The organism is Paenibacillus sp. LHD-38 (assembly GCF_031157315.1).
Classification (GTDB): Bacteria; Bacillota; Bacilli; order Paenibacillales; family Paenibacillaceae; genus Pristimantibacillus.
In genome coordinates this window covers 90,505-116,700 of sequence record NZ_JAVIFU010000018.1, presented here as the reverse complement: position 1 = coordinate 116,700, position 26,196 = coordinate 90,505, and the positions used below count along the sequence as shown (strand labels likewise).

At 41.9% G+C, this 26,196-nt stretch carries 23 protein-coding genes and 1 pseudogene; 4 read left to right on the top strand and 20 right to left on the bottom strand.

Annotated features, from left to right (window positions below; translation table 11 throughout):
- Positions 1-3 precede the first annotated feature (3 nt).
- From RCO25_RS17095 to RCO25_RS17040, 12 genes and pseudogenes are all read right to left on the bottom strand, one after another.
- Positions 4-915 carry a carbohydrate ABC transporter permease gene (locus RCO25_RS17095; RefSeq protein WP_308997348.1) on the bottom strand — a complete coding sequence of 304 codons (912 nt, stop codon included), beginning with the start codon at positions 913-915 and terminating at the stop codon, positions 4-6.
- 19 nt (positions 916-934) lie between these two features.
- Positions 935-1,936 (bottom strand): 3-dehydro-L-gulonate 2-dehydrogenase, encoded by a 1,002-nt coding sequence (gene yiaK, locus RCO25_RS17090; RefSeq protein ID WP_308997347.1) that lies wholly within the window; start codon positions 1,934-1,936, stop codon positions 935-937.
- 14 nt (positions 1,937-1,950) lie between these two features.
- Complete coding sequence (locus RCO25_RS17085) at positions 1,951-2,970, bottom strand: zinc-binding alcohol dehydrogenase family protein (protein WP_308997346.1); 1,020 nt, start codon at positions 2,968-2,970, stop codon at positions 1,951-1,953.
- Positions 2,971-3,008: 38 nt separating this feature from the next.
- A complete protein-coding gene (locus tag RCO25_RS17080; RefSeq protein WP_308997345.1) occupies positions 3,009-3,962 on the bottom strand; it encodes a Fe(3+) ABC transporter substrate-binding protein in 954 nt (317 codons plus the stop codon).
- Positions 3,963-4,068: 106 nt separating this feature from the next.
- On the bottom strand, positions 4,069-5,070 hold the full coding sequence (gene yiaK / locus RCO25_RS17075) for a 3-dehydro-L-gulonate 2-dehydrogenase (protein WP_308997344.1): 1,002 nt from the start codon (positions 5,068-5,070) through the stop codon (positions 4,069-4,071).
- Between the two features lie 24 nt (positions 5,071-5,094).
- Complete coding sequence (locus tag RCO25_RS17070) at positions 5,095-6,126, bottom strand: mannonate dehydratase (RefSeq protein ID WP_308997343.1); 1,032 nt, start codon at positions 6,124-6,126, stop codon at positions 5,095-5,097.
- Positions 6,127-6,155: 29 nt separating this feature from the next.
- Positions 6,156-7,514, bottom strand: a complete 1,359-nt coding sequence (locus tag RCO25_RS17065) for an ABC transporter substrate-binding protein (protein ID WP_308997342.1) — start codon at positions 7,512-7,514, stop codon at positions 6,156-6,158.
- A 51-nt stretch (positions 7,515-7,565) separates the two neighbouring features.
- On the bottom strand, positions 7,566-8,363 hold the full coding sequence (locus RCO25_RS17060) for a sugar phosphate isomerase/epimerase family protein (RefSeq protein WP_308997341.1): 798 nt from the start codon (positions 8,361-8,363) through the stop codon (positions 7,566-7,568).
- A 977-nt stretch (positions 8,364-9,340) separates the two neighbouring features.
- Positions 9,341-9,562: pseudogene (locus RCO25_RS17055) on the bottom strand (type I glyceraldehyde-3-phosphate dehydrogenase); the annotation flags it as partial.
- A 75-nt stretch (positions 9,563-9,637) separates the two neighbouring features.
- Positions 9,638-10,819: a glycerate kinase family protein gene (locus tag RCO25_RS17050; protein WP_308997384.1), complete on the bottom strand. Its 1,182-nt coding sequence runs from the start codon at positions 10,817-10,819 to the stop codon at positions 9,638-9,640.
- Positions 10,820-11,042: 223 nt separating this feature from the next.
- A complete protein-coding gene (locus RCO25_RS17045; protein ID WP_308997340.1) occupies positions 11,043-12,380 on the bottom strand; it encodes a GntP family permease in 1,338 nt (445 codons plus the stop codon).
- A gap of 240 nt (positions 12,381-12,620) precedes the next feature.
- Positions 12,621-12,770, bottom strand: a complete 150-nt coding sequence (locus RCO25_RS17040; protein WP_308997339.1) for a glycerate kinase — start codon at positions 12,768-12,770, stop codon at positions 12,621-12,623.
- Positions 12,771-13,033: 263 nt separating this feature from the next.
- On the opposite strand from RCO25_RS17040, the gene RCO25_RS17035 reads away from it, so the two are divergent.
- Both RCO25_RS17035 and RCO25_RS17030 read left to right on the top strand, forming a co-directional pair.
- Positions 13,034-13,573: a sugar diacid recognition domain-containing protein gene (locus RCO25_RS17035; RefSeq protein ID WP_308997338.1), complete on the top strand. Its 540-nt coding sequence runs from the start codon at positions 13,034-13,036 to the stop codon at positions 13,571-13,573.
- A 140-nt stretch (positions 13,574-13,713) separates the two neighbouring features.
- Positions 13,714-14,139: a PucR family transcriptional regulator gene (locus RCO25_RS17030; RefSeq protein ID WP_308997337.1), complete on the top strand. Its 426-nt coding sequence runs from the start codon at positions 13,714-13,716 to the stop codon at positions 14,137-14,139.
- Positions 14,140-14,680: 541 nt separating this feature from the next.
- On the opposite strand, the gene RCO25_RS17025 is transcribed toward RCO25_RS17030, so the two are convergent.
- Positions 14,681-15,928: an MFS transporter gene (locus RCO25_RS17025; RefSeq protein WP_308997336.1), complete on the bottom strand. Its 1,248-nt coding sequence runs from the start codon at positions 15,926-15,928 to the stop codon at positions 14,681-14,683.
- A 640-nt stretch (positions 15,929-16,568) separates the two neighbouring features.
- Positions 16,569-18,014, bottom strand: coding sequence for a tyrosine-type recombinase/integrase (locus RCO25_RS17020; protein WP_308997335.1), 1,446 nt, complete (start codon positions 18,012-18,014; stop codon positions 16,569-16,571).
- A gap of 315 nt (positions 18,015-18,329) precedes the next feature.
- Between RCO25_RS17020 and RCO25_RS17015 the strand changes: the two genes are divergently transcribed.
- Positions 18,330-18,836, top strand: a complete 507-nt coding sequence (locus RCO25_RS17015) for a tyrosine-type recombinase/integrase (protein WP_308997383.1) — start codon at positions 18,330-18,332, stop codon at positions 18,834-18,836.
- Between the two features lie 54 nt (positions 18,837-18,890).
- Positions 18,891-19,460 carry a site-specific integrase gene (locus RCO25_RS34860; RefSeq protein ID WP_374992123.1) on the top strand — a complete coding sequence of 190 codons (570 nt, stop codon included), beginning with the start codon at positions 18,891-18,893 and terminating at the stop codon, positions 19,458-19,460.
- A 145-nt stretch (positions 19,461-19,605) separates the two neighbouring features.
- On the opposite strand, the gene RCO25_RS17005 is transcribed toward RCO25_RS34860, so the two are convergent.
- The 6 genes from RCO25_RS17005 to RCO25_RS16980 all read right to left on the bottom strand — a co-directional run bounded on the left by RCO25_RS17005 (position 19,606) and on the right by RCO25_RS16980 (position 26,104).
- On the bottom strand, positions 19,606-20,334 hold the full coding sequence (locus RCO25_RS17005) for a hypothetical protein (protein ID WP_308997333.1): 729 nt from the start codon (positions 20,332-20,334) through the stop codon (positions 19,606-19,608).
- Between the two features lie 221 nt (positions 20,335-20,555).
- Complete coding sequence (locus RCO25_RS17000) at positions 20,556-21,299, bottom strand: hypothetical protein (RefSeq protein WP_308997332.1); 744 nt, start codon at positions 21,297-21,299, stop codon at positions 20,556-20,558.
- A 179-nt stretch (positions 21,300-21,478) separates the two neighbouring features.
- Positions 21,479-22,360 (bottom strand): hypothetical protein, encoded by an 882-nt coding sequence (locus RCO25_RS16995; protein ID WP_308997331.1) that lies wholly within the window; start codon positions 22,358-22,360, stop codon positions 21,479-21,481.
- 633 nt (positions 22,361-22,993) lie between these two features.
- Positions 22,994-23,842, bottom strand: coding sequence for a sulfurtransferase (locus RCO25_RS16990; RefSeq protein ID WP_308997330.1), 849 nt, complete (start codon positions 23,840-23,842; stop codon positions 22,994-22,996).
- 30 nt (positions 23,843-23,872) lie between these two features.
- Entirely contained in the window at positions 23,873-24,736 is an 864-nt protein-coding gene (locus RCO25_RS16985) for an alpha/beta hydrolase family protein (RefSeq protein ID WP_308997329.1), read from the bottom strand.
- Positions 24,737-24,859: 123 nt separating this feature from the next.
- A complete protein-coding gene (locus RCO25_RS16980; protein WP_308997328.1) occupies positions 24,860-26,104 on the bottom strand; it encodes a molybdopterin-dependent oxidoreductase in 1,245 nt (414 codons plus the stop codon).
- Between the last annotated feature and the right edge of the window lie 92 nt (positions 26,105-26,196).

Here is a 26,196-nt window from a genome sequence, read left to right as displayed (position 1 = left end):
AATTTAATTTTCCTCCGTTAATTTATTTAGCTTCAGATACACCAGCGAGCATATTAACATTATAAAAAATGTAACCACGCCAATCGCAGAACCATAACCAAAATTACTCGTTTTAAAGGCAACATTAGTTAAATAGACACTTAGGGTCGATGTCATATTCATTGGGCCTCCACCGGTAAGAACAAATATAAGATCGACTGTGCTAAACTCCCATACAGCCCTTAATAGAGTGGTTAATATAATGGTATCCTTCAAAAATGGAAACGTAATAAATCTAAATTTAGCTATGGAATTTCCTCCATCAATTTCACATGATTCATACAATTCATTAGGAACCGACTGCAGCTGAGCCAATAAAGCGATTGCAAAAAACGGGACTCCTCCCCACACTTCTGCAACTACTACAGAGCCAAAGACGGAAGACTGATTTGCCAGCCACGCAACAGGTTCATTGATAATGCCTATTTTCATCAGAAAGTCATTTAAGACACCAATATGTTGATTAAATATTAAAGACCATATAATAGCTATCATTACTCCTGAGAGCGCCCATGGGGCAAATGTGATAGATCGCATAAAGCCGCGGCCTTTAAATTTAGAATTAAGCACAAGTGCACATACCAACCCGAGAATGAATTGTATGGAAACAACAAAGAATACCCATTTTGCAGACACAATTAATGAGGGCCAGAACGTTTTGTCATTCTTAAAAAGCTCAATGTAATTATTAAACCAAATAAGCCCATTTGCCCCTGGAGTAACGGGATTATAATGCTGAAGACTATAGTAAAATACATTTAATATTGGATAAGCGACAAAAGCCAGCATGAGCACAATTACAGGAGAAAGAAAATAATATGGCGTTAATTGTCTGTGCAGTTGTTTAAAATTAATATTCTCCAGCCTTCTAAGCATAGAAATCTCTCCTTCCGTTTTACGTAGATGTTATTTGTCTCCAAACCTCATCATCCACTGGTATGCCGTGCTTTAAATTATCTTCTCGGGTGAATGCTGCCCGTTCACCGGGATAATAGATCTCCCCGTCTTCCGAAACCGGTAACGAAGATTTTATATATTCGATAGACTCGTCTAATGCTTTTTCAATATTTTCACTGTCATTAAGTTTGGTAGGGTCTATAGCAATAAGCACTTGCGATAAGGCATATTCGTCACCGCCCAGCTTGCCAACATCTGCAGTCGTATTCCCGCCTGACAATACCGCTGATATCAAATCCAAAACGATCGAAAGGCTTGATCCTTTCCAAAAACCGACAGGAAGCATGCGCCATGTTTTTTCTATTTCTGCAGGATCGGTAGAGATAGCCCCATTTGAATCAAAACCGCCTGGAACAGGAAGATCTTTATTTTTCAATTTATACTCTTCGATTTTTCCATAAGAGTACTGCGACATTGCCATATCAACAACAATATGTCCCTTTTGACGAGGAATAGCCATAATCAAAGGATTATTACCGATCCTTCTGTCCATTGCACCCCATGCAGGCATATTCGGCTGGGTATTGGTCCAGCAAATGCCAATGCATCCAGCGTTAGCCGCCTGCCAGCCATACGCTCCGCCCCTCATCCAGTGATTATTATTTTTTATAGCTACACAACCAATACCATATTGTGATGCCAGATCAATAGCTCGATCCATACATTGCTTCGCAATTAAGCTTCCTAATCCTAAATGACCATCCCAGTTTTCCAATGCGCCTAAACCGCCAATTTTTGTAGCTTTGACATTCGGTTTAATATAACCCTTTTCTATATACTGCACGACTCTTGGAAAGCGGTTTACACCATGAGAATACACGCCATCACAGCTATTATCGGCAAAAGATGTCGCAGCTTGCTCTGCTGACTCCTCATTGAACCCTTTCTCCATAAAAATTCGTTTGAATTCGCTTTTCATTTCTTCGTACGGGATTCTCACGCGTTCATTCCTCCTTAAAATAGCAAAACTACTTTAATGACTTCATTTGGTTTTTCATTAATCAAATCCATTGCTTCCTTGGCTTGATCAAAACTGTATCTATGGGAAATAATTTTTTCGGGATCGACCTCTCCTTTTTCCATCCATTCAATGGCAATAGGAAACTTGTTATTATTCAATCTCGAGCCGATAATGTCGAGCTCTCGTCTCATAATGTCAAATGGACTGATTTTTGCTTTTTCTTTAGGAAAGCCCAGCACCACGATTCGTCCTGCTTGAGCTGCAAGATCGGAAACGCATATTTCAAGTACAGCGATATTCCCCGTTGATTCAACAATAAAACTTGCCCCCTCTTGATTCGTAAAATCCATAACCGTTTCGACAAGCGGGTCTTTCTTAGTGTTTATAACGAGATCTGCACCCAATTCTTTAGCTTTTTCGAGTCTGCTTTCCACTATATCCACAGCTGCAACCTTTACATTCAGTCTCTTTACCGCTTGAAGAGTAATCAATCCAAGCGGACCCGCTCCACAAATCAACACATGGTCATTCTCGGACAAGCCTCCTCTATCAATAACCTGAGCTGCAATGCTATAGGGCTCAATTAACGCAGCGTGCTCCCAAGGTACGGTATTTGGAATTTTATAAACATTTTTTCCGCGAATTTTCAAAAACTCTTTGTAACCGCCTTCAACATGCACGCCAAGAACCTTAACCTCTCTGCACACATTCTCTCTGCCAATAGAACAAGCATAACAAGTACCGCAGGACAAGACGTTGTTGACTACCGCCTTATCCCCCTTCTGAAGATGAGTCACGCTCTCCCCCACCTCAACAATCTCCCCCGCTAATTCATGCCCCATTATATTGGGATACACTGCAAATGCCGAATGTCCATTGTAAATATGAATATCAGAACCGCAAATACCTGCCGCTTTCATTTTTATAATGACTTCATCCGCTGCAGGTTTACCGTAGTTTTCTCTATTTATAATATGAATCTCTCCGGGGCGAATCACTTCAATAGCCTTCATAAACATCCTCCTCGAAATAGAGAGCTTATCTCTATCAGTCATTGCCAACCGGCTTGATCAAATATATGAATCGCCTTCTGCTGGTTTCGTCCCAAAGCATCCATATATATCTCTTGTTCCTGGAAATCTCCCCACGACTGCAAAAGCTTGGATAGATTCGCATTGGGATGGACGGGATACTCATATTTCGTTTCCGCGTATGATGTCTGAATGGCTTCATCCGAGAGAAACTCCATGAAGCGGATAGCAGCTTCTTTATTTTTTGAGTACTTCGTTAATGCTATACCGCTCAAATTGACATGAGTTCCCGTACCCCCTTGATTCGGGAAGTACACACCTATAGCTTCAGCAGCCTTAACATCTTCGGGGTCTGAAGAGTACAGCATTTTGACGACATAATAAGTATTTATAAGTGACACGTCGCCCAGTCCAGCGGCAATCTCTCTCACCTGGTCGAAGTCGTCCCCTCCAGGCTCTCTACTTAAATTGTTTACGATGCTTCGCGCCCAATACTTGGCATACTCTTCCCCCATGATTTCGATAAATGAAGCGAGTAGTGATTTGTTGTATATGTTTTTGGATGAACGCATCCGTATACGTCCTTTCCATTCCGGCTCGGTCAAGGCTTCATAGGTTGAAAGATCTGACGGGTTGACCCTCTCCTTGTTAAAGACAATTACACGTGCTCTTTTGGTCAATCCAAACCACTTGTTATCCGAATCTCTCAACTTTTCCGGTATATTCCGCCTTAACCGTTCACTCTCGACAGACTGGAACAATTGCTTCTCTTGGGCCACGTATAAATTACCTGCATCTCCGGTCATTAACAGGTCTGCCGCTGTGCCGATACCCTCCATTTCTAACCGGTGAATCAATTGATCACTTCCGTCAGCTATCACATTTACGACAATCCCAGTTTGCTCCGTAAACATACGATAAAAATGGTAATCGGAATCGGAATGCCTGCTTGTATATAAGGTGATCGATTCCATCAGTTTCCCTCCCTTTCCACGGCATTGCACCTTGCTCAATGCCGTTTTTGTAAAGCCCCGACCGAAGGGGGCATGCCAGGTCGGGGCTCGGACGAAACAAAGGTTATTATAACGATAACAAGTTTTCCCATACTGCATCATTTAATGGAATACCGTCTTTAAGGTTTTTCTCCTTGGTATCAATCAAGGATTGACCCGGGAATCTAACCGACTCAAAACCAGGAGCTATTTCAGTATCCTTTACATATGCGATCGTATCCTCAACGATTTGCATGGCTTCTTCCCGTCCGCCAATAGCAGCAAAGTTAATCGCAATATAAATTTGAGAAATGTTGATGTCTGCGCCGAATTCATCTAATTGTTTCGTTGTATTTCCTGTAGATGCGCAAGAAACAACAAGATCGATAAGTGTGGCCAGAGCGGCGCCTTTCCAGTATCCAACAGGCAATAATTTTCTTGTTTCCATAACTTGAGCAGGATCGGTGGTCATTTCTCCACTCTCATCATATCCTCCAAGAACCGGCAATGATTTCCCTGCTACCTTATGGTTATTAAGCTGCCCAAAGGAAAACTGGGAAAATGCCATGTCGACAGCAACATTACCGCCTTCCCGTGGAACTGCAATTGTCAATGGGTTATTGCCAATCCTGCTTGTGGTTCCTCCCCAAGTTGCCATACAAGAGGTTCCATTTGTCGCGCATATGCCAATCATTCCCTGATCGGCAATTAGTGAACTGTATTTGCCGGCTCTGCCCCAGTGGTTGTTATTTCTTAAGGAAACACAACCGATCCCAAATTCTTTGGCCAGTTCCGCCGCACGCATGGCACAGGTATAGGAATTATAAGGGCCCAATCCCTTGTTTCCTTCCCATCTCTCAAAGCCTCCGAGTCCGCCGATTTTTTCGGGTTCGGCGTTTGCGTTCACTGTACCTTCCAATATTCTCTTGCAGGTATTCACAAAAATATTAGCTCCATGAGAGTAAACGCCAACAAGAGAATTTTCTGCATATATTGTCGCTATTAGACTAGCTTTTTCTTCATTAACTCCATACTTAATGAGAACTCTTTTAATTTCGCCTAGCAATTGCTCATATGCTACTAATGCCATTTTTCATCCGCCTCCGACATGTTTTTAATTATTTTCTGATTCAGCTGCTTGGAGCAAGGCTTTAATATATCCCAGGGAATACGCAGTAGTAAGAATTTCACCGTTTTCCCCTTGTCCTGCTATAGTAGGCGCATGATCCAATACAAGCGTTCCATTATATCCTGCCTTAACAAAAAACTTCATAATTTCATACATATCGGCATAGCCGTCATCAACGAATGTCTCTACAAAATAAGGCATAACTCCTGACACATTTCTAAAGTGAACAATAAATACTTTATTCGCCTTTACAAACTCTTGAATTCCTTTTCTTATATCGCCAAAACCCGCATTTCCTCCTTCAAGCCAACACCCGACACATAGCTCCATTCCGAAGAAATCACTGTTCGCGAGCTTAAATGCCTTCCGGTAATCATCCATGCATGTTATCAGAGATGAAATGCCTCGGGCCGTTTGGACGGGAGGATCGTTGGGGTGCAACGATATTCGAACTTCTTCCTTCTCCGCAACAGGAATAACCTTCTTCAGAAAGTATTCAAAGTTAGTCCAGATTTCATCTCTTGAGTACTGTCTCCCGTGCGTGAAAGGCATATCCTTTAGAATGGAATAATCACAAGCCCTTGTTATAGAACCGCCTCTGCCAACAGGTGAATATAACGTGCTGCCGGCTTGGCCATCTGCCGTCGTACATAAAGCTCCAAATCCGCTCGGTTCCCAAGTAATCGTTGTAGTATGAATATCTGCGCGACTCAAAACTCCAATAAATTTGTTGAATTGATCAATATGTTCGTCTCTTTCAGGCAGCCCCAACTGAATGGCTGCAGATTTACCATAAAACGCAATACCAATATTAAATAATGTTATACCGTAACGACTGCACCGCTCTTTGAGCTTCGATATAAAATCATAATTCATCTGTTCAGGTTGAATCCATGTATAACAATAGTTAACCCCAATCTGTTGTAAAAAACTGATTTCCTCGTCTGAAGCATTCGGCTTAATTGCGGCTGAAATTTTCACACCATGCCCTTGTTGATATTTCATAGCGCCATTCATATGCTTCCTCCCACTCCTATATTTCTTTATTATTTTTGATTTGCATAAGCATTTTCAAAATCTATTGCTAGTTTTTCTAAGAAGGCTTCTGCTGTCATACTCCCTGTTAACACGGATTGGAAATTTGGTTCTCCAACTTGTTTCGTAATCGTGTTAAATTCTGCTAAATAGTCTGGATTGCGTACTGCTAACTTATCGTTATCAGCTAGGAAAGGAATGGCCTCTTTAAGATGAGGAGAGGATAGAACCCATTCAGCTTCCATGGTGTCTTGACGAACGGGCAGTTCACCAATAAGCGAGTTTATCGCTGTATTTGACTCATTGGAAGCCAAGAACTTCATAAATTCCCAAGCTTCATCTTGGTGTTTAGATGCCTTAAATATAGCGTTAGACTTTACAGTAGGTTTAACTGAAGTATATTTCCCAGTGGATGGTGACTTAGGGAACACAGCAAATCCATATTGATCAGGTTTAAATGCCGTTCCAACCGTTTCGAATGAGCCTAAGTTGTGAACATATGACATGGATACTCCTGAAATGAAGTCGGAAGCCATCTCTTTAAAGCTGGCAGTTAAGGAAGACTGAGGTGCCTGTCCCTTTTTAAACACATCTGCGTATCTGTTAATAAACTCAACTGCTTCAGGGCTTCTTAAAATCTGAGCTTTTCCTTCCGCATCAAAGAAGTCGGGCAATCCAACATAGGCTATCAGGGGGTTTAATAATTGAATGACCGATACGTTCCCGCCCCTTATCGTATGTCCGTACGTATTGTTTGACTTATCCGTCAATTTCTCAATATTCGTAAAGAAGGTATTCCAAGATCCTCCTGGAGATTCAAGTCCTTTTTCTTTAAATACATCTGTTCTGTACCATATGCCATACATATTGGCAGCCTGTGGTAGCGAAAGCAATCTACCCTCTGAATCTGCATTTTTTATAACATCTAAATAGTCATCGATAAATAGTTTACTCTCATCCCATGCGTTAAACTTTTCATCCAAAGGTACAAATATATCTTGTTTAAATAACTCCGACGTCATGGAAGATTGTATGGTGACAATATCAGGCGTAACCCCTCCAGCTATTGAAACTTTAAGCTTTTCCATTGCTGAATCAAGTGCTAAATAGGTTCCCTTTACGATAATATCAGGATTTTTTTCATTCCATTCTTTAATAATTCCTTCATAGAGCTCGGTTCTTGACGGACCTGATCCCTCATACCAAAAATCAATTGTGACTGGTTTATCTTTTGCTTTTGGTGTAGTTGTTTGATCATTGTCAGTCCCCTTATTACTTGCGCATCCTGCAAGAAGAAGTGATAATACGAGCATGATGCTCAAAGCGACAAATACTGTTTTTTTCAATTCTGATACTTGACCATTCTTCATGACAGATAGCTCCCCTTGATCAGTTATTTTTCTTATAACAGGCACTTGTTATTAGGAAATAAACAGCTTGCGGGCATAATCCAAATCATATTTAAGATGTTTGAGAAGCTGCTCCTGATCCGTATACTCATGGGCAAAACAAATACTTCCTGAAAAGCTTCTTTCATTTAAATAGGCGGCAATTCTCGACCAGTCTGAAAGACCATTGTCACCCGTTGTAAAATATTTTTCCCAAATAGGGGCGGATTCAAATCCATTTGTTCTTCTGTAATAGGCATTTTTCAGGTTTATCATTTTCAAATGCTGCCATATAATACTTAAGCCTTGTTCCGGTTCTTCCCCGCACAACGCACTGTGAGCGCTGTCCCAAACCGCCCCAATGGCATCCGTATTAAAGCTCTGGATAAAATTTCTTATTTCCATTGAATTGGAGATCATTGCGCCACAACTATTCTGTAATCCAATCGCAACTTTGTACTTTTCACACAATGGAATAAGCTCTTCCATTTCTTTCTTAAGCTGCTCAATTGAAGCATCGTATCCTACCTTCAAGTCAATCCCCTTTAAAACTCTAATAATAGGGATACCCGCTGCTTGACAACCCGCCAGTACCGCTTCCGTTGGAGTTGCAGCCAGACTTACAACCTCAAGCCCATATTCTTTCAGTTGCTTCACTGCATTGGGTATGCCTTTCTCAGCAGCTTCGGGTTCCACCTGATAACCTGGTCTGACTGCAAGTTCTATTCCGTTAAATCCCAGACCACTTACTAATTTCCCTAATTCACTGATGGATGTCTCCTTTCTGCAATTTTTCATAAAAGCTGAAAATGTTATTTTTGATGGCTGCATATGCAACAATCTCCTCACTTTCTTAACCAATGTCCTTTGGTTAATCCAATGTTAACATCATCAATTGGCGCAGAGAATACAATATCTTTCAACAAAGTTATAATATATTCATGAATGTTTTTTGGTATTTTCCATTAACTGTAAAGTTAAAAGTCATAAGCATTAAGAATCCATGACTCTTGCTTCGGAAACAATGGCCTTGGAAGGCATTCTCCGATATAAATACACTCGGCTGATTATTTTGAATAAATGTATGGGGGAAGGGGGGCTTCAATGCATCAGGATAGTAGATTTCGATTTAGTAGAGGTAAACGATAGAAATGGATGATAGTGCGTGAAAAATACGAAAAAACCATATTTCAGCGTGTATTCACCAAGATGAGAAGCGACGAATTCGAAGAAAGTACGAAGAAGAATGAGCGGGATTTTAAGCGGAATCGAAAAATCGGCTTCTTTCCGCTGCTTGGTCTCATCCTACGCATGATCAGAAAATCGACGTAGTTGGAGTTGGATGAGTTTCGCGAGATGTTCATGCCGAAATAGGCGACAAATACAACCTATACGAAACAATTCTACTTCGATGTGAAAGGGTTGAATTGTCGTAAGGATCAGAGTACTCAGATTAGGAAGGCACAGACATCATAGTGTCTATTAAGAGTTTACGAGCATGCGCTCGTCTCGGCACCTAATACAGCGCAAAGAGTACATCGCTGCTGTATGAGCGATGTACTTCGAGTCACATACTACAATGTCAATTACTCCTTCTCTTCGTCACCAGTCGCAACAGGGCTCTCATGGCTAGAACTCCAATTACTCCAGCTGCTTATCCCCCCACGAACAGCTATGTTCAGTAGGTTCCAAAGCCAAAAAGCAGGTGTTCGGAGCAGCGCGGCGGGAATGCCTCGGAGAATATGCCCAAACCCATGTGCAGCGATCCCACTTAGCTACGCTTGGGAGGACTTAGAGAGCAAGAAGCCCGTGGAGGAAGCGGCGGACAAAAGCCGATGCTTGGCAGGATCATAACGGCGGTCATTGACGCCCATTACGACAGTCAGATCCATCTGCTTCCCCGGAGCGGTAATGATGACATGAGACGCACCAGCGGCAAAATGCCGGGATGCCCCTGTACGATCATTGAACTTGCCCGTCGCGTCGATTACCAGATCAATTCCTAGATCTCGCCACGGGAGCATTAGCGGACATGTATAGGGTCGGAAAAAAAATTCTTACAAGCATTCGGCCAATTCTCCCCATTCCGCTTACGCCAATCCCTCTCACCAATTCCGCTGTTTATTAACTTCGTTTCCGACAGTTCCATTTACGGGTCTATTGGCCATATATGTTCGGATGACCTGTTCGGCTGTTTGGGCCAGCAGCTCCGGCGCACTTTCTATCGCTGCCTGCAGCGACATCGGAGCGTTCACAATACTATGAATACTATGAATGCCGTATTCGTACAGTTCTTCTATTCCTCTGCCTATGGATCCGGCAAGAACGAAAGTCGGAATGCCGAACTTCTGTGCTGCTTGTGCCACTCCCACAGGTGTTTTCCCGGACGCCGTCTGAAAATCGATTTGCCCTTCTCCCGTAAAGACAAGATCTGCCTCCCGCAAGTGGTCTCGAAGCCTTGTATATTCAATGACGACATCGATTCCCCGCTTCATATCAGCAGGAAAGAACGCTTGAAACGCTCCGCCAAGCCCGCCTGCCGCTCCGGCCCCCGGCATGTCATGCATCCGAATCCCTGTCTTCTTTTGAACTATGTCTGCCCAATAATGCATTTTTTTATCCAGGATTTCAACCGTTTCAGGCGTTGCCCCTTTTTGCGGGCCAAAAACGAAAGTGGCGCCATTGGGACCGATTAAAGGATTTTTCACATCCGATGCGATTAAAAAGGTAGACTCGGCAATTCGGTGATCCCACTCGCTATCGTCGATGATGGCGATTCGGTCCAATTCCCCTCCACCGAAACCAACGGATTCCCCGGAGGAATCAAGCAGCCGCATTCCCAGCGCCTGCAGCATCCCGATCCCGCCATCATTTGTAGCGCTTCCACCGATCGCTAAAATAAAATTCCGGCATCCGTCATCGAGCGCTCTCCTGATGAGCTCGCCCGTTCCATAGGTTGTTGTCGCCATCGGATCTTTCCGGTCGTCAGAAACCAGGCATATGCCTGAAGCGCTGGCCATCTCGATAACGCATGTTTTTCCGTCACCCTGCAAGCCATACATAGCTTGAACCGGGGTACCTAATGGACCTTTTACTTTCACATGGACTTTCTTTCCTCCAGTCGCAGCTACGAGACTGTCAAGTGTACCTTCCCCGCCGTCCGCAACCGGTACCAAAACTGTTTTCGCATGAGGAACGTAATTTTTAATTCCTTTCTCGATCGCAGCAGCAGCCTCCACAGCAGAGACGCTTCCTTTGAAAGAATCCGGTGCGATTACAATGTTAATAAAAAACACCCCCTAGCTTGATTCGAAGAAATCGTTTTCAACCGCATCATGCTTTTATTATACTTAGTGAATCAATATAAATCTTCATGTACGATGTCCAAAAAAAATGCAAATCTACGATTTTTTTTGGATATATTATATAACTTTTCATATATCATTACGTCCTAAAATAAAGGTAATGAAGGCAGTAAAAAGGTTAGTTCAATTTATATAGTTTTTAGCATTAAATTAAGCTTCCTAAAATCAGTGTTCCTATCAATGCAACCACTGATGCAACAGTAGTAGCAGTTGTATAACACTTTAATGCATCTTGTACTGTCATTCCGTAGAATTCTTTAACCGTCCAGTAACCTGAGTCATTTACATGGGAGAGTCCAATTGCTCCTGCACCAATAGCTACACATATAATCGCTGGATTAATTCCAGGATAATTAGGTAAAAGAGGTAAAATTATGCCGGCTGCCGTCATCATTGAAACAGTAGCAGAACCTACAGCAGCTCTCATTATAAGGGCAACCAGCCATGCTAATACTATAGGATTCATATCTAGGTTTGCAAGAACAGTTCCAAGTACCTTTCCTATTCCACTGTCCTGAAGCACCTGATTAAATGCTCCACCTGCACCTATAACAAGCAGTATGCCTGCTACAGGCCCAAAGCTGCCTTCAGTTAGCTTCAGTATATCTTCCATATTCATACCCCTTGAAAAACCAAGACTAAAATATGAGAAAATTACAGAAATTAAAAGTGCAGAGATTGGATTACCCAAGAATTCAATGATCGGTAAATAAGAAGCATTTTCAGGAGCTGTTAATTCAACAATGGTTTTTAATACCATAATTAACATTGGTAAAAGTATTGTAAATAGTGTTATTCCGAATGTTGGAAGCTTTTCATCCGGTATAAGTTCGCTCTTGAAAAGATGCTTAGGAGGATTTACCTTTACAAACCTTGAAACTATATTACTAAAAACAGGGCCTCCTAAAATTGCGGCAGGTAATCCTACAATTAAGGACCATACAATAACGGTTCCAACGTCAGCATTAAGTATTCCAACAATTGCTAAAGCAGCAGGATGTGGTGGTAGCAAGCAATGAACTGTCATTAAAGCAGCTGCAACAGGAACTCCGATTTTAACAAGCGACATCTTTGTTTGAAGAGCAACACTAAATATTACAGGAATTAATAAGACCAAACCAACTTGAAAGAATACGGGTATACCACATATAAAGCCTACAATCATCATTGCCCAATGAGCTTTTTTTTCACCAAAGGCCCCGATTAATGTTCTTGCAAGACGCTGTGCTCCACCTGAAACCTCAAGCATCTTTCCAAGAACTGTTCCAAGACCGAGAACAGTGGCAAGGAATCCCAGGGTATTCCCCATACCTTTTTGAAACGAAGTAGCAATCTCACCAAGAGGCATACCCGCTAAAATACCAAGTGTGAACCCGGAAATAATCAATGCTATAAATGCACTCAACTTTGTCTTCATAATAAGAAATACAATTAAAGCAATAGAAAAAAGCAGACAAAGAACTAAATATGTTAAGCTACTCATGATTTAACCCTCCTAATATTACTGTCATTACACCATGTGTCTTAACGAATACGTTTGTAAAAATAACTATTCTATATTTTTATTCGACGCACGAAGGCGGGAATAACCTTACCAAATGAATGCAAGAAGATTTCATATCTGAAAGGGCTTTCATACTCACGCAAATAAATGTGCTTTTATTGGCCGTATAAGTTCGGATGACCTGTTCGGCTGTTTGGGCCTGCAACTCCAGCGCTCTTTCTATCGCATCGGAGCGCCCCATCGCAAGTGGTCGCGGAGCCTTGAATATTCAATGACGGCATCAACTCCTCGCTTCATAGTAGCAGGAAAGAACGCTTGAAACGCTCCGTCAAGCCCGCATGCCGCTCCGGCTCCCGGCATGTTATACATTTGAACCCCTGAACTAAGACTACCCAATAACTCATTTTTTATCCAGATTTCAACCGTTTGAAGCGTTGCCCCTTATTGCGCGTGAGATTACAATTTTAATAAGAAACACCCCTTTTCACGCTTTTAAGGAAGCGCTTTCAACTATGTTATTCATTATATATAGTGATAAAGCATAAAGCATCGTGTAAACTAAATAAAAATCGATTAATAATACCTTCTTTTTTTGTACAATTTAAACAATTTCTAAAAAGGCAGGTAAAGATATGCTTACTCGTGAAATTGCAGAAACTATAGTTAAAGAAACAATGAACCGATTGAACCGGAATATAAATATTATGGACAAAACGGGAATCATTATATCTTCCGGAGACCCGACGCGAATCAAACAAGTGCATGAAGGAGCTCTGGAGGTGATTCGAACAGGCAAACCTATAATTATTACCAGTGAAAATACAGTTCAATGGGAAGGCACTCTGACAGGAATCAACCTTCCGATTGAATTCCAAAATAAAATCATCGGTGTCATTGGAATTACTGGGGAACCGAAAGAAGTCGAAGAATTTGGCGGTTTGGTGAAGATGACAACCGAACTGATGATTAAACAATCCTTCCTTGCTTTACAGATGGAATGGAAGCAGCGGACAACAGAAATGATTATTGAAGTGCTAATTAAAGCTGAGCCAGACTTTGAAGCGATCGATCATTGGCTGAATTTGCTTCATATCCAGCTGTCTCCTCCTTATAACGTAACGTATGTATTATTGAAATCAAGGAAAGAACGGTTCAAAATCAAATACTTATAAAAAAAATAGAAGATATCATAAGTGAAGGCCAATATTTAGTTGGTTTTCTTAATGTAAACAGGCTTTTTATTCTGATGTCCGGGCTTCCCGAGAAGAAGACAACCAATAAACTGCTATTTATGAAAGAGACACTTGAGCGAATGGGAATCCAGTTCAAAATCGGATATACCTCCCAAGTCCATGAACTGAATAAGATCTCCATCGCTTTCCAGGAATCGGATCTTGCCCTGTTCATTGGGGATGATGAACGGTTGATTATTCCTTACTCCGATATCGAAACCAAGGCGCTTGTCCATCAAATGGATGAAGCTTTAAAACAAAGATATTTGCAGCGAATATTCCCAAATATATCATACAAATATATACAGACGTTGCAAGCTTTTTTTGAATCTGATTTAAACATAGCTGAAACGGCCAAAGCGTTATATATTCATCGGAATACGCTTATTTATCGCCTAAAGAGAATTAAAGAAGAAACAGGATATGATCCTCAGCTTTTTAAAGATGCCGTTTCTTTACAGCTAGCAGTTTGGATGTTTCAAAAAAATAGCCATTCCGGTAAGTAACGCGAATCACGTAACCACCCGTTCAACGGGTGGTTTCAGACTGTCGACAAAGTCGCTTGACTTTCTTTATGTGCGTATTCTAAAGGTGGGCTTTATTTCCAATAAGAAAGTCCATTTCGCTTTCATGCTTAGCGAAATTAAACTTTCCTATGTGGTCAAAAAAACAGCTGTTTACGGTTGAAGTCAAGCCGTCAACAGCCGGTACAAGCCTTGAATGCACAAACCGTCTTCCCTGTTTATTTATCTTCTCCCATAAACGGAAGCCCTGCAAGGTAGCCGATATACGCCGGACTTTGCGCACTGAGCATCAGGTAGATGAAACCGTCTAAGTTATCATTCCATCGTTGCTTACTTTCAAAGAGTGAACGTTGATTTCGTGTTGAATCGAGGCCATTCTAAATACAATACCAAGACACTCGCCTCAAGTGGCGATGCACTCAGAACGCCCGTCTGACGGGATTTCTCAGTCATTACTCATCCCTTGTAGCAACCGGATTCCCCTTATCAGAACTCCAATCACTCCAGCTGCAAAATTCATTACTCACTCTTGCAATGCTTCCTTGGTTGCAGGCATTCCGGCTTCAATTAAGCGTTTGTTACCAGCGAAGAATATGGCCAGAATAACCATTAACAATCCGGTCCCAACAAGCAGCCATTCAATCTCAATCACATCCGCAAGCGGGCCAAAAATCAGCATGCCAATTGGCATCATCGAAGTCGATATCATACCGAATACGCCGAAAATGCGACCCATATAATTCGGATCCACCTTTTCCTGCAGCAAGACGGTCGTTGGCGTATTCGCCAATGGTATTGCAACGCCGAATACAGCCATCACCATTAAGTAAATCCAGAATATCGGAACAATGCCCAAAACTAACGTGCATACGCCCATAATCAGGTTACCGAAAGTCATCGTATAGACTTTGTTTCGGAAGCCGCCCCATGATGCGATTATGGCTCCACCGGCCATCATCCCGATTGAAAAAGCAATTTCAATGGCCGTCAATCGCCAATAATCATCTCCGAAGCTGCGAGTGACTTGCAGCGGCGTTAAAAACGCGGCCGGAGCCATTAATACAAAGAAAAAGGCGAAAAAAATAAAAAAGGTTTTCAGAAAGCTATGATTCTTAATATAATTTAATCCCTGCTTGAAGTCATCCAAATAACTTGTCGTTTGTTTATCCGACGCCTTTTGGTGCAAAGGGATTTTGAGAAAGAAAAATAATGTAAAGATCGCGATCACCGCTGTGACAACATCGATAAAGAAAATAGCTTCGATAGTTGCCATGGAAAGCAGCGTTGCGCTGACAATAGGCGCAACGAACATCATCAGCGCCTGAAGTGTTCCGTTTATTCCATTGATCTTTGTCAGCTTATCCTCAGGCACAATTTGCGGTAATATCGCTCCCACTGCAGGCGTTTGAATACCTGCTCCGAGCGCGCGGACGGCGGCAATGACAAACAACAACCAGGGCGCGTCATATCCCAGTAAAAATGTGAGAGCGAGCAGCAGCGTAACAATAGCGATCATGGCATCCGATATTATAATCAGATATTTTCGGTTGAATCGGTCCGCCCACACACCGGCAAACGGCGATAACAGAAAAGTAGGAATGAACCCGCAGACGATAAATAGCGTCATCATAAGACCTGATTTTGTAGTAAGCGTCACGTGCCACATAATCGCATATTGAACTAATGCAGAACCAAATAACGATATGGTTTGACTGCTCAAAAAAAGAATAATATCCCTTTTCCATTTTTTTGTTTCTTTGGCATTTATCATTTCTTACACCTTTCTGGAGCCAAATGGATTCATCATTGATTTCTCGGCTTCCTATAGTAAATCATTACCACTTTCTATATAACTCACTCCTCCAGCCACTCAAAAATGGTTCGCCCTCCTCTTATTATGACATGAACAAGAACAGTCTGTTTCTTACGGATTGCTGGTTTCAGCTTTTCAATTGCCTGAATATAACTGTCTATAGCCGCTCCTCCTCTAAAACGTATAAAAAAATCGCTCAATTCTCTAAGTGCGATGTATCAAAGCCATACCATCAGACGCTCGGTCCGGGTCAGGCTGAAAATACTTATACGGAGCCGGCGTCGACTCCGAGTTGACTTCGACGCCCCTGAGCACAACACAAAGAAGTACATCGCCACATGAGCGATGTACTCCAAGTAACGTACTATATGAAAGAATAAGCTATCTATTCGTCCCCCACCGCAACCGGATTCCCTCTATACGAACTTCAATCACTCCAGCTGTCGATTATGTTTTCTAATCGCCTCGAGCCATCTCGTATTCGTTAGGTTTCGTTCACCCATTATACCGTTCTGACTGATAATAAGTTTTAAGGCAATCCTTTGTCAGATGACCCTTCCTTTGAACTCAGGTATGTTGGAACTAATGTTTCGATTCCTCATGTGTCACGATAAGATTCCATATTTAACTTGCCATGAGAATTAACAATTTTATGAATATTATCATTCGTTAGTTTCAAGTATGTTTCTGAAGTGCTGCTGTAACGCTTATGCCCTAATAATGATTGAACCACATACATCGGGGTACCATTCTCAAGCATTCTTTTAGCAAATGTATGACGAAATGTAATTGGAGATATTTTTTTTGAGATTGCAGTTCTGCCCACAATAATTGAAATTTCTCTTTGAATACCTCTTTCACTTAATACTCCATAAGGCTTTCTTTCTGACACAAATAAATGATCTGTTTGATCAATTCTTGAATCTAAATACCTTTTTATAGAATTATTAGCTTCTTCTGTAAGAACTACTACTCTATTTCTACGATTTGCACTAGTAATTAAGATAGTATTGTTACTCCAATCAATATTTTTCACATTAATATTTGCTATCTCGCCCAATTTACAACCTGTCGATAGCAGCACATTTATTAAAGCATGTTCCCTAAGAGTTATACAATTATTTTGAATTTCTTTCACTTCATCATCTAATAAAGATTCTATATTCGATTCTTGAATTCTATATGCTTTTACTTTATATACAGGGTTTTTATTAATAAGTTTTTCTTCCACTAACCACTCAAAAAAAATCCGTAATACTCCTCTGATTTTTTCCATAGTACTCTTAGTATTTATTCGATAATTATCTTCTCGAGATTTTAGAAACTTCTTAATATGATCTGTATCAACTTGTGTTATTAGTTTTCCTATTGAATATTTTTCAAAAACTCCTAGCTCTACTTTATATGAATTTATAGTCCCATCCGTTAGCCCTTGCCGTTTCTTATCAAGAAGAAAATTATTAATATTGGTCTCCAACTCTAATTGTTCATGATCTTTTTTTTTTATTTCATTATCAATATATTGATCAACATTGCTTTCAGAAACTCTAACCCATCCAATACCTGGATTGACCTGAAATTCTTTCATTAATGAAATAGAAACTTTGGACGCCAACTCTTCTTCAGTACTCCAAAAATTACACATTCTACTTCTAGTTGCTTTCTTTACAAATTCCTCAAGCTTATTTTGTAGTTCCATGATTTGTTCTCTTTCAGAAGGCTTTGTCGCAGCTTCCCTATCTTTAATAAAAGCTAAAATAGGTAGTCCTTTTTCACGCGCATAATCAAATTCTTTCTCAGTGTATGAAATGCCTTCCTCTGTGATAGATCCATATCGATGACCAATTATTAATACATAATAATCACTAATATCTATAGTTCTCTTTATGACAGTCCATTGATCATCATCTCCAGCGCTGAACATTTCCATACCTATAGGAAACTGGTACATCGATAAAATTGTTTCTGTTACCTTAGCTCGTGCGCTGATTAAATCTGTATAGGTTGAACTAATAAAAATTTGATACTTTTTATTTATATTCATATATGACACCACCCGCATCAAATCATTATGGGTAATAGTATACGCTTTTTTTTACAATCGTGGAATACTTCGATCAAGGTCATACTAATGACATAATCTCTGTCCTCTGAAAGAGGTTTCGCCAAGCTATTTGCTAAACCGTATGAAAAGTGGTCTATTCAAGATAAGAAACGTTTCGCAAAGGACAATTGTTGCTCCTTGTCCATCCTCTCCCTCTAACCGACACCGCCCCGTCAGACAGGGCTTCGTTCGTGTCAGGTAGGTACTCCTATTGCAATTAGAAAACGTTTGTAAGCTAGGAATTGGCGTAGATGTATCTCAAAACGTAAGAACGGAACGTATGCCTATACGATCGATATGGGCAAGCATCCAGAGACTGATACACGGCGGCAAAAGATGATAGCCTTCTTTACAAATAAGAAAGAAGCTGAAGCGGCTCTAGCGAATGTTCTCTCCGATCTTGGGAGCGGGAGTTACGTCGAGGAGACTAAGGAGACTGTACAGGAATACTTCACCAAGTTTCTTGATATCAAGCGACCAAATCTTAGACCTGGCACAGCAAAAAATTACAAGTGGCTCATCAACTATCACATCATCCCTCAACTTGGACAAGTCCCTCTCGTAAAACTTACGCCCCACCATCTTGTGAGCATGTACGAAATGCTTCGGGTCGTGAAGAAACTTTCTTCGCAAACCGCAAACCATGTACACAAGGTTATCCACGACGGTCTAGCAACAGCTGTTCGGCATGAAACGCTTCATCGCAACGTTGCCGCTCTGGTGCAACCGCCCAAAGTTCCAAAAACCAAAATGAACGTCTGAACGGTCGAACAACTTGTAGAGTTCCTTAACTACGCTAAACAATATCGATACTACATGATTATCTTGCTGGCAGCTACTTGTGGCTTACGTAGAGGCGAAGCTATCGCCCTTCGCTGGGAAGATGTAGATCTTGCCAAGGGGACGATCACAATAGTTCAGTCGTACACGCGCGGTGAGAAAGGTCATATCTTTCAGGAACCCAAAACAACAGCTGGTATACGCGCCATAGCGCTCCCACAAATCACAATCGACGCTCTTAAGAAACAGAAAGTTCTGCTGGCTCAAGATAAGCTCGCCGCTGGAGCCAAATACAACGACCACGGTCTTGTAACGCAGACCAAAGCTGGTTGCCCTATAAGCCCATGTTACTTTGAATCTCGTTGGCGTGATATGCTGCAAAAATCCGGGCTACCTAGAATCCGGTACCATGATCTGCGTCACACCCACGCTAGCCTGCTGATTCTTAAGGACATTAATCCTAAAATTGTAAGCGAAAGACTAGGACATTCAAGCGTTGGCATAACTTTGGATCGATACTCGCATACTTACGGAGTCGATTACAAAGCAGCTGAGGAATTAAATGTCATACTAGAAACGAGAAATAATACAATAATAAGAGCTTAGAATAAAAACAATAACAGCCGGAATCCTAATTGTGGGATTCCGGCCATTTGGTGCTATGGAATCAACCAGTACAGAGTTGTCTGGCTGATTTCACTTCCTGGCCTCTCTAACCAATGAGCGAAAGCGACGCTGCGTGAATATAGTGTTAGACGATGTTTGATCGCTTCTTTGTAATAGCCCGCAATATATTCTTCAGTTCTTTATTCAGTTCTCTTATTTCTTCATGTTGAGTTAACTTTCCACTTGTTTGAGGGTGTTTGCTTCTTTTTCTTAAATGATCCAAAACATATAGATAATTACTAGATTGTTTAGTTAGGATAATTACCGAATCAATATAGTCAGGATATCTCTCGGGACTTTCTAAATGATTCTTTTTAAGTGATTTTGTATTCATATCCGTACATTTCCCATGAGCGTAAGCATTACGCCAAGAAACTAATTCCTTGAACGCTGTGTATTGTTGTGTACCTACTAATTGAGGAATATTTAATATTCGATGAGCAACCTCAAGTTTATTTACCAGCGACAATGTCTCAATCGCCTCCGTTGTAACCTCTCCTATATTGTTGAAACAAAACATATTTACCCTTGCTTCTATATCGATACAACTTGTCAGTATGACCGCATCGCAAGACGATTTAATATTACTTTCGAGATTCCATAATTTATTGTTTATCTCACAAAACGCGATCATAGCATCATCAGAGTGTATGTCATCGATGTGTCTCATAAAATGATTATTTAACTTATCTTTAATTTCGGACTCTTCTTCTTCGTGTTGTCGAAGCAAACTAATAATTTCATTAAAAGACTTCAATACTATAAAGATAGCCCCATTACTACGCCAGTTGGGTTCTCGTGTATTTTCTTCCATGTTTTCTTTTCCCTTTCTTTTGTCAAATTACGTCTAACGTTGTTGTTCACAATCCCTCACCGGCTTAAGCGTGTAGTGCGGGTCGTCAGACTTAGCCAGTATAGAGTTGTTTTCTGAATCTACTTTCCCGAGATTCCTCTGCAGACCAAGAGCCGAATAGCCCGAAGCATGAATATGATGTTATACGAAGGAATCGACTTCTCAAATACGCATTCAAATTATTACTCGACAATTTCATAACTCTCTTCTAAATACCTAATTACGTCATCTTCACCTAGTTCTTTCAACTTATTTACCGTACTTTCAGAATCAAGAAGATAACTAGTCTCGTAAATGGAATATCCGATTCTGTTTATTACTGCTTCTTTCATATGAATAAGTTCACTGTTACTGATACTAATGTCAAACAGTGAAACTATTTCTTCAAAATATTCAATAACATCATTAATTATTGTCATTAATAGTCCAAATAATCTATCCGTAATCCACGAATTATGCATTCCTCCAATACAAGAACCCCAAATGGAATTACTATTTGAATGTACAATATTGCTTAAATCGTCATATATTTTTCCTGAGGTAGAATTATTATCAGTCGATAATCTTCTTTCTAAAGGAGTAATTCTTAATTTCTTTTTTACCACCCATTTTTTAACTTTCATAGGATTATTAATAAAATATTTGAGTAGCCAAGATAGTTCAAAAGCTTGCCTAAGCATAATCGAACTCTCGTCTTCTAATCCCATTTTTAGCATTTGGTAACTAGCGATTATATGATTTATTAATCTTGAAATAATAAAATATCGAGCGTGATGGAAGTATAAATCTTCTTCTTTGAATTTTTCTTCATTTAGTATCGCGAGATAATTTAAAGCTTGCCAAAATGTATCGTCTCTATCGTCTAAATGATTAAGAAAGGAGATTTCTTTCGAACTGTCATAAAATCGATCTTTAACGTTTATCATAAAATTATCCCCCTTAGGTAATTATGATGATTTCTTAATGATATTCCGATTCTTTCGTATAACGTTCTTGTGTTCACGACCTCCGACGACAGTCGGATGTGTCCGGCTGATCCCGCTCCCCCGATACCTGAAATGCCTCATCGATTTACTTTCAAAATTTATTTTTTCAACTTGTTATGTCATAATTCATAAGATTTTCTCACCATTCCCAGTACCTCAATCCAAACATCTTCATTTATTAGATTGTTAAAAATACAAGAATCTATATATTCAGATTGTACTAAATCAATTTCGAACAGATTTAAAATTTTCAAATAGATAAACGGTGTGCTCAAAGACAATTTAAGTAAGTTTGAAATTACGTCTCTATATTCACTTATTATTATTTCAATATGTAAATCATCTTGAGTGTTTTTTGTAATTGAATACTCAAAGTTCTCAGTTTCTCTAACGTTTGTTTTAAAATAAGATATTGAGTCATGTGCTGGATGAACAACTTCACAGAGTTTTGAATATAATTTTTTTGTGTTTATATCACTATGTTGGTCAAACATCCTAATATAATCAGTAGCAGATAAAGGCTGATTGTGTTTTATACCACTCTTGTCCGATTTGGCAGCAAATTGAAAATGAATTAACTTCTCTTCTAATTCTTGAGATATAAGATATTTGCTTAAATTACCATCCACAGCTTGTTTTATGTTTTTATAATTATTTGTGAAGTCAAAGGGGGAACTAAGTGAATAGCAACTATCAGTTACAGACTCTAAAAATCCTCTTAGTGATGCTGAAAATACGATGAAATTATTAGTTTCAATTGACATTATTATTCCACTTAACCATTTTTCGTTTCGCATTATACTTGTCACGGATGCAAAATGAGCTCTCAATAAGATCTCTTCCCAATAAATTTTGTTTGCTTGTTTAACATCCCTCAAGTTGAATAAAGTGTTTGCATAAGTTTCAGAAGATTGGTAGTAGTATTTTTTATGAATCAATTTTGAAATTACATCTTTATGTAATAGTCCATACATTTTGATCTCATCTATTAAATCTCTCAAAAGTATCTCTCCAATACTTCTTGATTTCTTTACTTAATAATTTTTCGAGAATTTCGCTTAACATAATATTTACGAACTTCGCAAATATAGCCAAAAAAATTCCAACAACTTCTAAATGAATATAGCATGTCATTTGGCCTATGTATATATTATTTAAAGTCTACGCTTAGCTATACAACTTTCGCTAATCTCGAACTTCATCGCATCTTTTCCTAATGTCCTAACCTCCTCAAACCGCTCTCTGCAACATCCATTTGAAGTTCAATCGTTGATTTTCTGTTGATTGGTTTGTAGCGGTGGGAAAGCTGTTGACTCGATGCCTAAATTAACACGTGAAATACTTTGAAGTAACGTCTTATTCTACGTAAAGTGGGCCGGTTAGCCACTCCCACGAGGAGGGGCTACCGGCCTTCTTTGTGTGCGTACAGCGTCGAGGGCCTGCATGCTCGGCGCGCTGTACGACGTATCCAAAAGCATACGAGCGCACGCTCGGGTTTGCCATTCATGAAAGCGATTTCAGTGAGCGATTGTTGATTTCGTGTTGACTCGAAGCCCCGCTGAATACATCGCCAAAGGCACTCGCCTCAAGTGGTGATGTACTCAGAATGCCCGTCCGACGGGGCTTCTCGGCTCTTACTCGTCTCCGGTGGCGATGGAGTTAGAGAAGTCCGAACTCCAATCACTCCAGCTCCCCGCATAAAGCTTCACATTGCGGAACCCCGCTTCTTGCAAAGCAAAAACATTCGGCGTAGCCGTCACGCCTGAGCCACAGTAGACGATGATTTCGTCTTCCTGCGACAAGCCTACGAAGCGCTCGGCTTGCTCTTCGGGCGACTTCCAGCTGCCGTCGGCGCGTTTGCCCTCGTTCCAGAAGCGGTTGATCGCGCCTGGAATATGTCCGGCCGCCGGATCAAGCGGCTCGACCTCGCCGCGGTAGCGCGGGGCTTCTCTGGAATCAATCAGCACGGTGCCGGCTTTGCCGATACGTGCCTTAACTTCATCCCGGCTAACCAGCATGTCCTCCTGAACGGCAGGCATGAAGGTTACTCCTTCCGCCGAAGCAGGAAATTCCGTGCTAACCGGATGACCGGCTGCTTGCCAGCCGGCAAATCCGCCCTCCAACAGGTAGACTTGCCCATCATGCCCGAGCCACTGCAACAGCCAGCGCAAGCGGGAGGCCATCGCGCCGCCATGATCATCGTAGGCGATGACCGTCGTATTTTGACCGATACCCATTCGCTCAAAAACAGCAGCCAGCGCCTGCGGCTCCGGCAGCGGGTGGCGTCCGCCTTCTCCATTCGGACGTTTTGGACCCGAAAGGTCATGGCTTAAATCTACATAATAAGCACTTGGAATATGCGCTTCAGCATACGCCCTTTTGCCCGCTTCGGTATCGTTTAACGCATAACGTGCATCGACGATAACCGTGCCTTCCTTGCCCAATTGCTCCAGCACCCAGTCTGCTTTTTGATAATAAGTCATAATGCTTAGCTCCCCTAACATTTTATATTATTAATTCTGATTCGATTGCCTCTCCAGCAGCGGAGCAAAGAAAGCACCCGTAATGGCAATCGCCCGCTCCAAATCATCCGTCGTTCCTGCAAAAGGATGCACCGTCCCGAAAGTATGTGTCGCTCCTTCCAGTTTCGCAAAGCGATGATGAGGCGCAGCCTCCTTCAAAGAGCGAAAGCCCGCAAGCAGCCGCTCTGAATCCTGCAGCCCTTGAATGAACAGCACTGGTGTCTTCAGCGACGCGGCTCGATCCGTAATGTCGAAGCGCTCCCGATTTCGATCCAAGTCCTCGAAAAATACAGCGTTGATCGGCATCTCCTGCTTCGTTCTGGCATTAGCTACATAACCTACGCCATCCTGCAAAACCTGTTTGCGGAACTCCTCGCCGAATAGATTCACATTCGCTATGCCGTTCCATGACACGACACCGCGTATTTCAGGATGCTCCGCTGCGAACAGCACGCTGTTCCCTCCGCCGCGGCTATGCCCTACCAAGAGAATTTGCTCCTTATCCAGCTGCTCCACCAACGGAAGTCTATCCTCCAACACAGCTGCAAGTACGGCAGAAAGATCCTTCTGCTCCTGCGAGTAGGTGTTCCGGCCGAATTTCTCCAGCTCGTCGAAGTCCTGCTCATTCACGCCGTTATGTGAGAAATTAAACGTAATGACCGCAAAATCCTGCTGCGCGAACCGCTCAGAAGCATAAGGGAAGAACCCCCAATCCTTGAACCCTTTAAAGCCATGCGCAAAAAGGAGGACCGGCATGCGTCCTCCCTCTTCCTTCACCCTAATATCGCCTTTAATAAACACATCCGGTTCCAGCTCCAGCGTAAACGTCTGATGCAAAATGCTCGTTTTACTCACCAGCAGCACCTTCCCCATCGCTATTTTTTGATAAAATAAAGCCCATTTGCTTAGCAGTCTTTATCATCATATCACTAAAACTAAGTATGAAGGTGGGTTTACATATTCATCATCAAAGGATAGCTACACCCATGCGTCATTCGCATATCCACGCTCTTCCCAATAGCCCACATGCTCGCCTTTAATCAGCTCGATCCGATTCAACCATTTCACCGATTTGTAGGCATACATTTTCGGTACGATAAGCCGGACGGGTCCGCCGAGATCACTCGGTATCGGCTTGCCGTCATGCATAACGGCAACCATAACGTCGTCCAAATCCGCTTGTTCAAGCGTCAGCGTATCCGTATAGACGCCATCTCCCGAGTAAAGCTTTACCGTTTCCGCGCCAGACTGCACGCCCGCCATCTTAAGCAGCTCTTTGAGAGGTATGCCCTCCCAGGTATTTTTGTACACCGACCAGCCGGTCACGCAGTGAAAATCACTCACCTGTACCGTGCGCTTCAGCGCCACAAACTGCTCCCAATCCCATTTAAACGTCTTGTTCACGAGCCCGTCTATCGTAAACGACCAATCCGCGTTTGTAAAAGAAGGAATCGGCGTTACCGTATAAACACGGAATTGCCCGATTGCGCCTCCCCCAAGCGGCGGAGTGGAGGCCGGAAGCGGCTGCGGTGCCGGAAGCAGCATATTCGTATCCTTTTCGATAAGCTTATCGATGGTTTCGCTTCCGCCTACGCTTCCTAGCGAGGTGCCGATCCATTTTAGAAAAGAAGGCCCTACCGTGACCGCGAGACCGAGGCCAATCGCGCCGCGAATGAACGTTTTACGCGTATACACAGCCTGTGGCGCCCCCGCTGGATGGATAACGTCGGCATCCTTCTGTTGTTCGTTTTTGATCGTCCGTCGATTCGGCTCTTTCAGCCATTTGACCCGCGTGACGGAATGGTAAATGATATAAGGCAGACCGATCCACGTTAACAGATCATGGATGACTAACGCGACATTCGAAACGCCTGGCCCTACTGCCCTAAACTGCCACAAAAGCACGCCTGAGCCGAACCATCCCAGCAATAATCCAAGCACCACAAGCACGTTAAATCGCTGCCACGGCTTTTGCTTCAGCTGCTTCCAATGCTTCCCCGCAAGCAGCAGGTAGTAGACGACTGGCAAAATAGAAGCAATGCCGACAACAATATGGGCCCACTTGATCCAAACCCGGCCCTCGCCTAGAAAACCGCGCCAGAAGCCGCCGATCAGGATAAGCCCGGTCAATGCCAAAATCACCACAATCCAGCCGTTCCAAGCATGAAGCGAAACGAGCTTTTTCCCATAGCCCTTACGCAGCCAATCGATCAGTCCGCTCATTCAGGCAACCTCCCTTCTTCTCCCATAGCTCATGTAATCCTAAACCGCTTCATTCCCATATAGCTCTCACGTTGCAAAAAAACGAAGGTAAC

Excerpts from the sequence above, each read along its gene's own strand:
- RCO25_RS16980 (WP_308997328.1), bottom strand. The coding sequence starts at position 26,104 with ATGAGCGGACTGATCGATTGGCTGCGTAAGGGCTATGGGAAAAAGCTC.
- RCO25_RS34860 (WP_374992123.1), top strand. The coding sequence starts at position 18,891 with ATGATTATCTTGCTGGCAGCTACTTGTGGCTTACGTAGAGGCGAAGCT.
- RCO25_RS17030 (WP_308997337.1), top strand. The coding sequence starts at position 13,714 with ATGGGAATCCAGTTCAAAATCGGATATACCTCCCAAGTCCATGAACTG.
- RCO25_RS17000 (WP_308997332.1), bottom strand. The coding sequence starts at position 21,299 with ATGATAAACGTTAAAGATCGATTTTATGACAGTTCGAAAGAAATCTCC.
- RCO25_RS17025 (WP_308997336.1), bottom strand. The coding sequence starts at position 15,928 with ATGATAAATGCCAAAGAAACAAAAAAATGGAAAAGGGATATTATTCTT.
- RCO25_RS17080 (WP_308997345.1), bottom strand. The coding sequence starts at position 3,962 with ATGGAATCGATCACCTTATATACAAGCAGGCATTCCGATTCCGATTAC.
- RCO25_RS17035 (WP_308997338.1), top strand. The coding sequence starts at position 13,034 with ATGCTTACTCGTGAAATTGCAGAAACTATAGTTAAAGAAACAATGAAC.
- RCO25_RS17095 (WP_308997348.1), bottom strand. The coding sequence starts at position 915 with ATGCTTAGAAGGCTGGAGAATATTAATTTTAAACAACTGCACAGACAA.
- RCO25_RS17060 (WP_308997341.1), bottom strand. The coding sequence starts at position 8,363 with ATGCAGCCATCAAAAATAACATTTTCAGCTTTTATGAAAAATTGCAGA.
- RCO25_RS17070 (WP_308997343.1), bottom strand. The coding sequence starts at position 6,126 with ATGAATGGCGCTATGAAATATCAACAAGGGCATGGTGTGAAAATTTCA.
- yiaK (WP_308997344.1), bottom strand. The coding sequence starts at position 5,070 with ATGGCATTAGTAGCATATGAGCAATTGCTAGGCGAAATTAAAAGAGTT.
- RCO25_RS17085 (WP_308997346.1), bottom strand. The coding sequence starts at position 2,970 with ATGAAGGCTATTGAAGTGATTCGCCCCGGAGAGATTCATATTATAAAT.
- RCO25_RS17005 (WP_308997333.1), bottom strand. The coding sequence starts at position 20,334 with ATGGAAGAAAATACACGAGAACCCAACTGGCGTAGTAATGGGGCTATC.
- RCO25_RS17040 (WP_308997339.1), bottom strand. The coding sequence starts at position 12,770 with ATGTATAACATGCCGGGAGCCGGAGCGGCATGCGGGCTTGACGGAGCG.
- RCO25_RS17020 (WP_308997335.1), bottom strand. The coding sequence starts at position 18,014 with ATGAATATAAATAAAAAGTATCAAATTTTTATTAGTTCAACCTATACA.
- RCO25_RS17045 (WP_308997340.1), bottom strand. The coding sequence starts at position 12,380 with ATGAGTAGCTTAACATATTTAGTTCTTTGTCTGCTTTTTTCTATTGCT.
- RCO25_RS17065 (WP_308997342.1), bottom strand. The coding sequence starts at position 7,514 with ATGAAGAATGGTCAAGTATCAGAATTGAAAAAAACAGTATTTGTCGCT.
- RCO25_RS16990 (WP_308997330.1), bottom strand. The coding sequence starts at position 23,842 with ATGACTTATTATCAAAAAGCAGACTGGGTGCTGGAGCAATTGGGCAAG.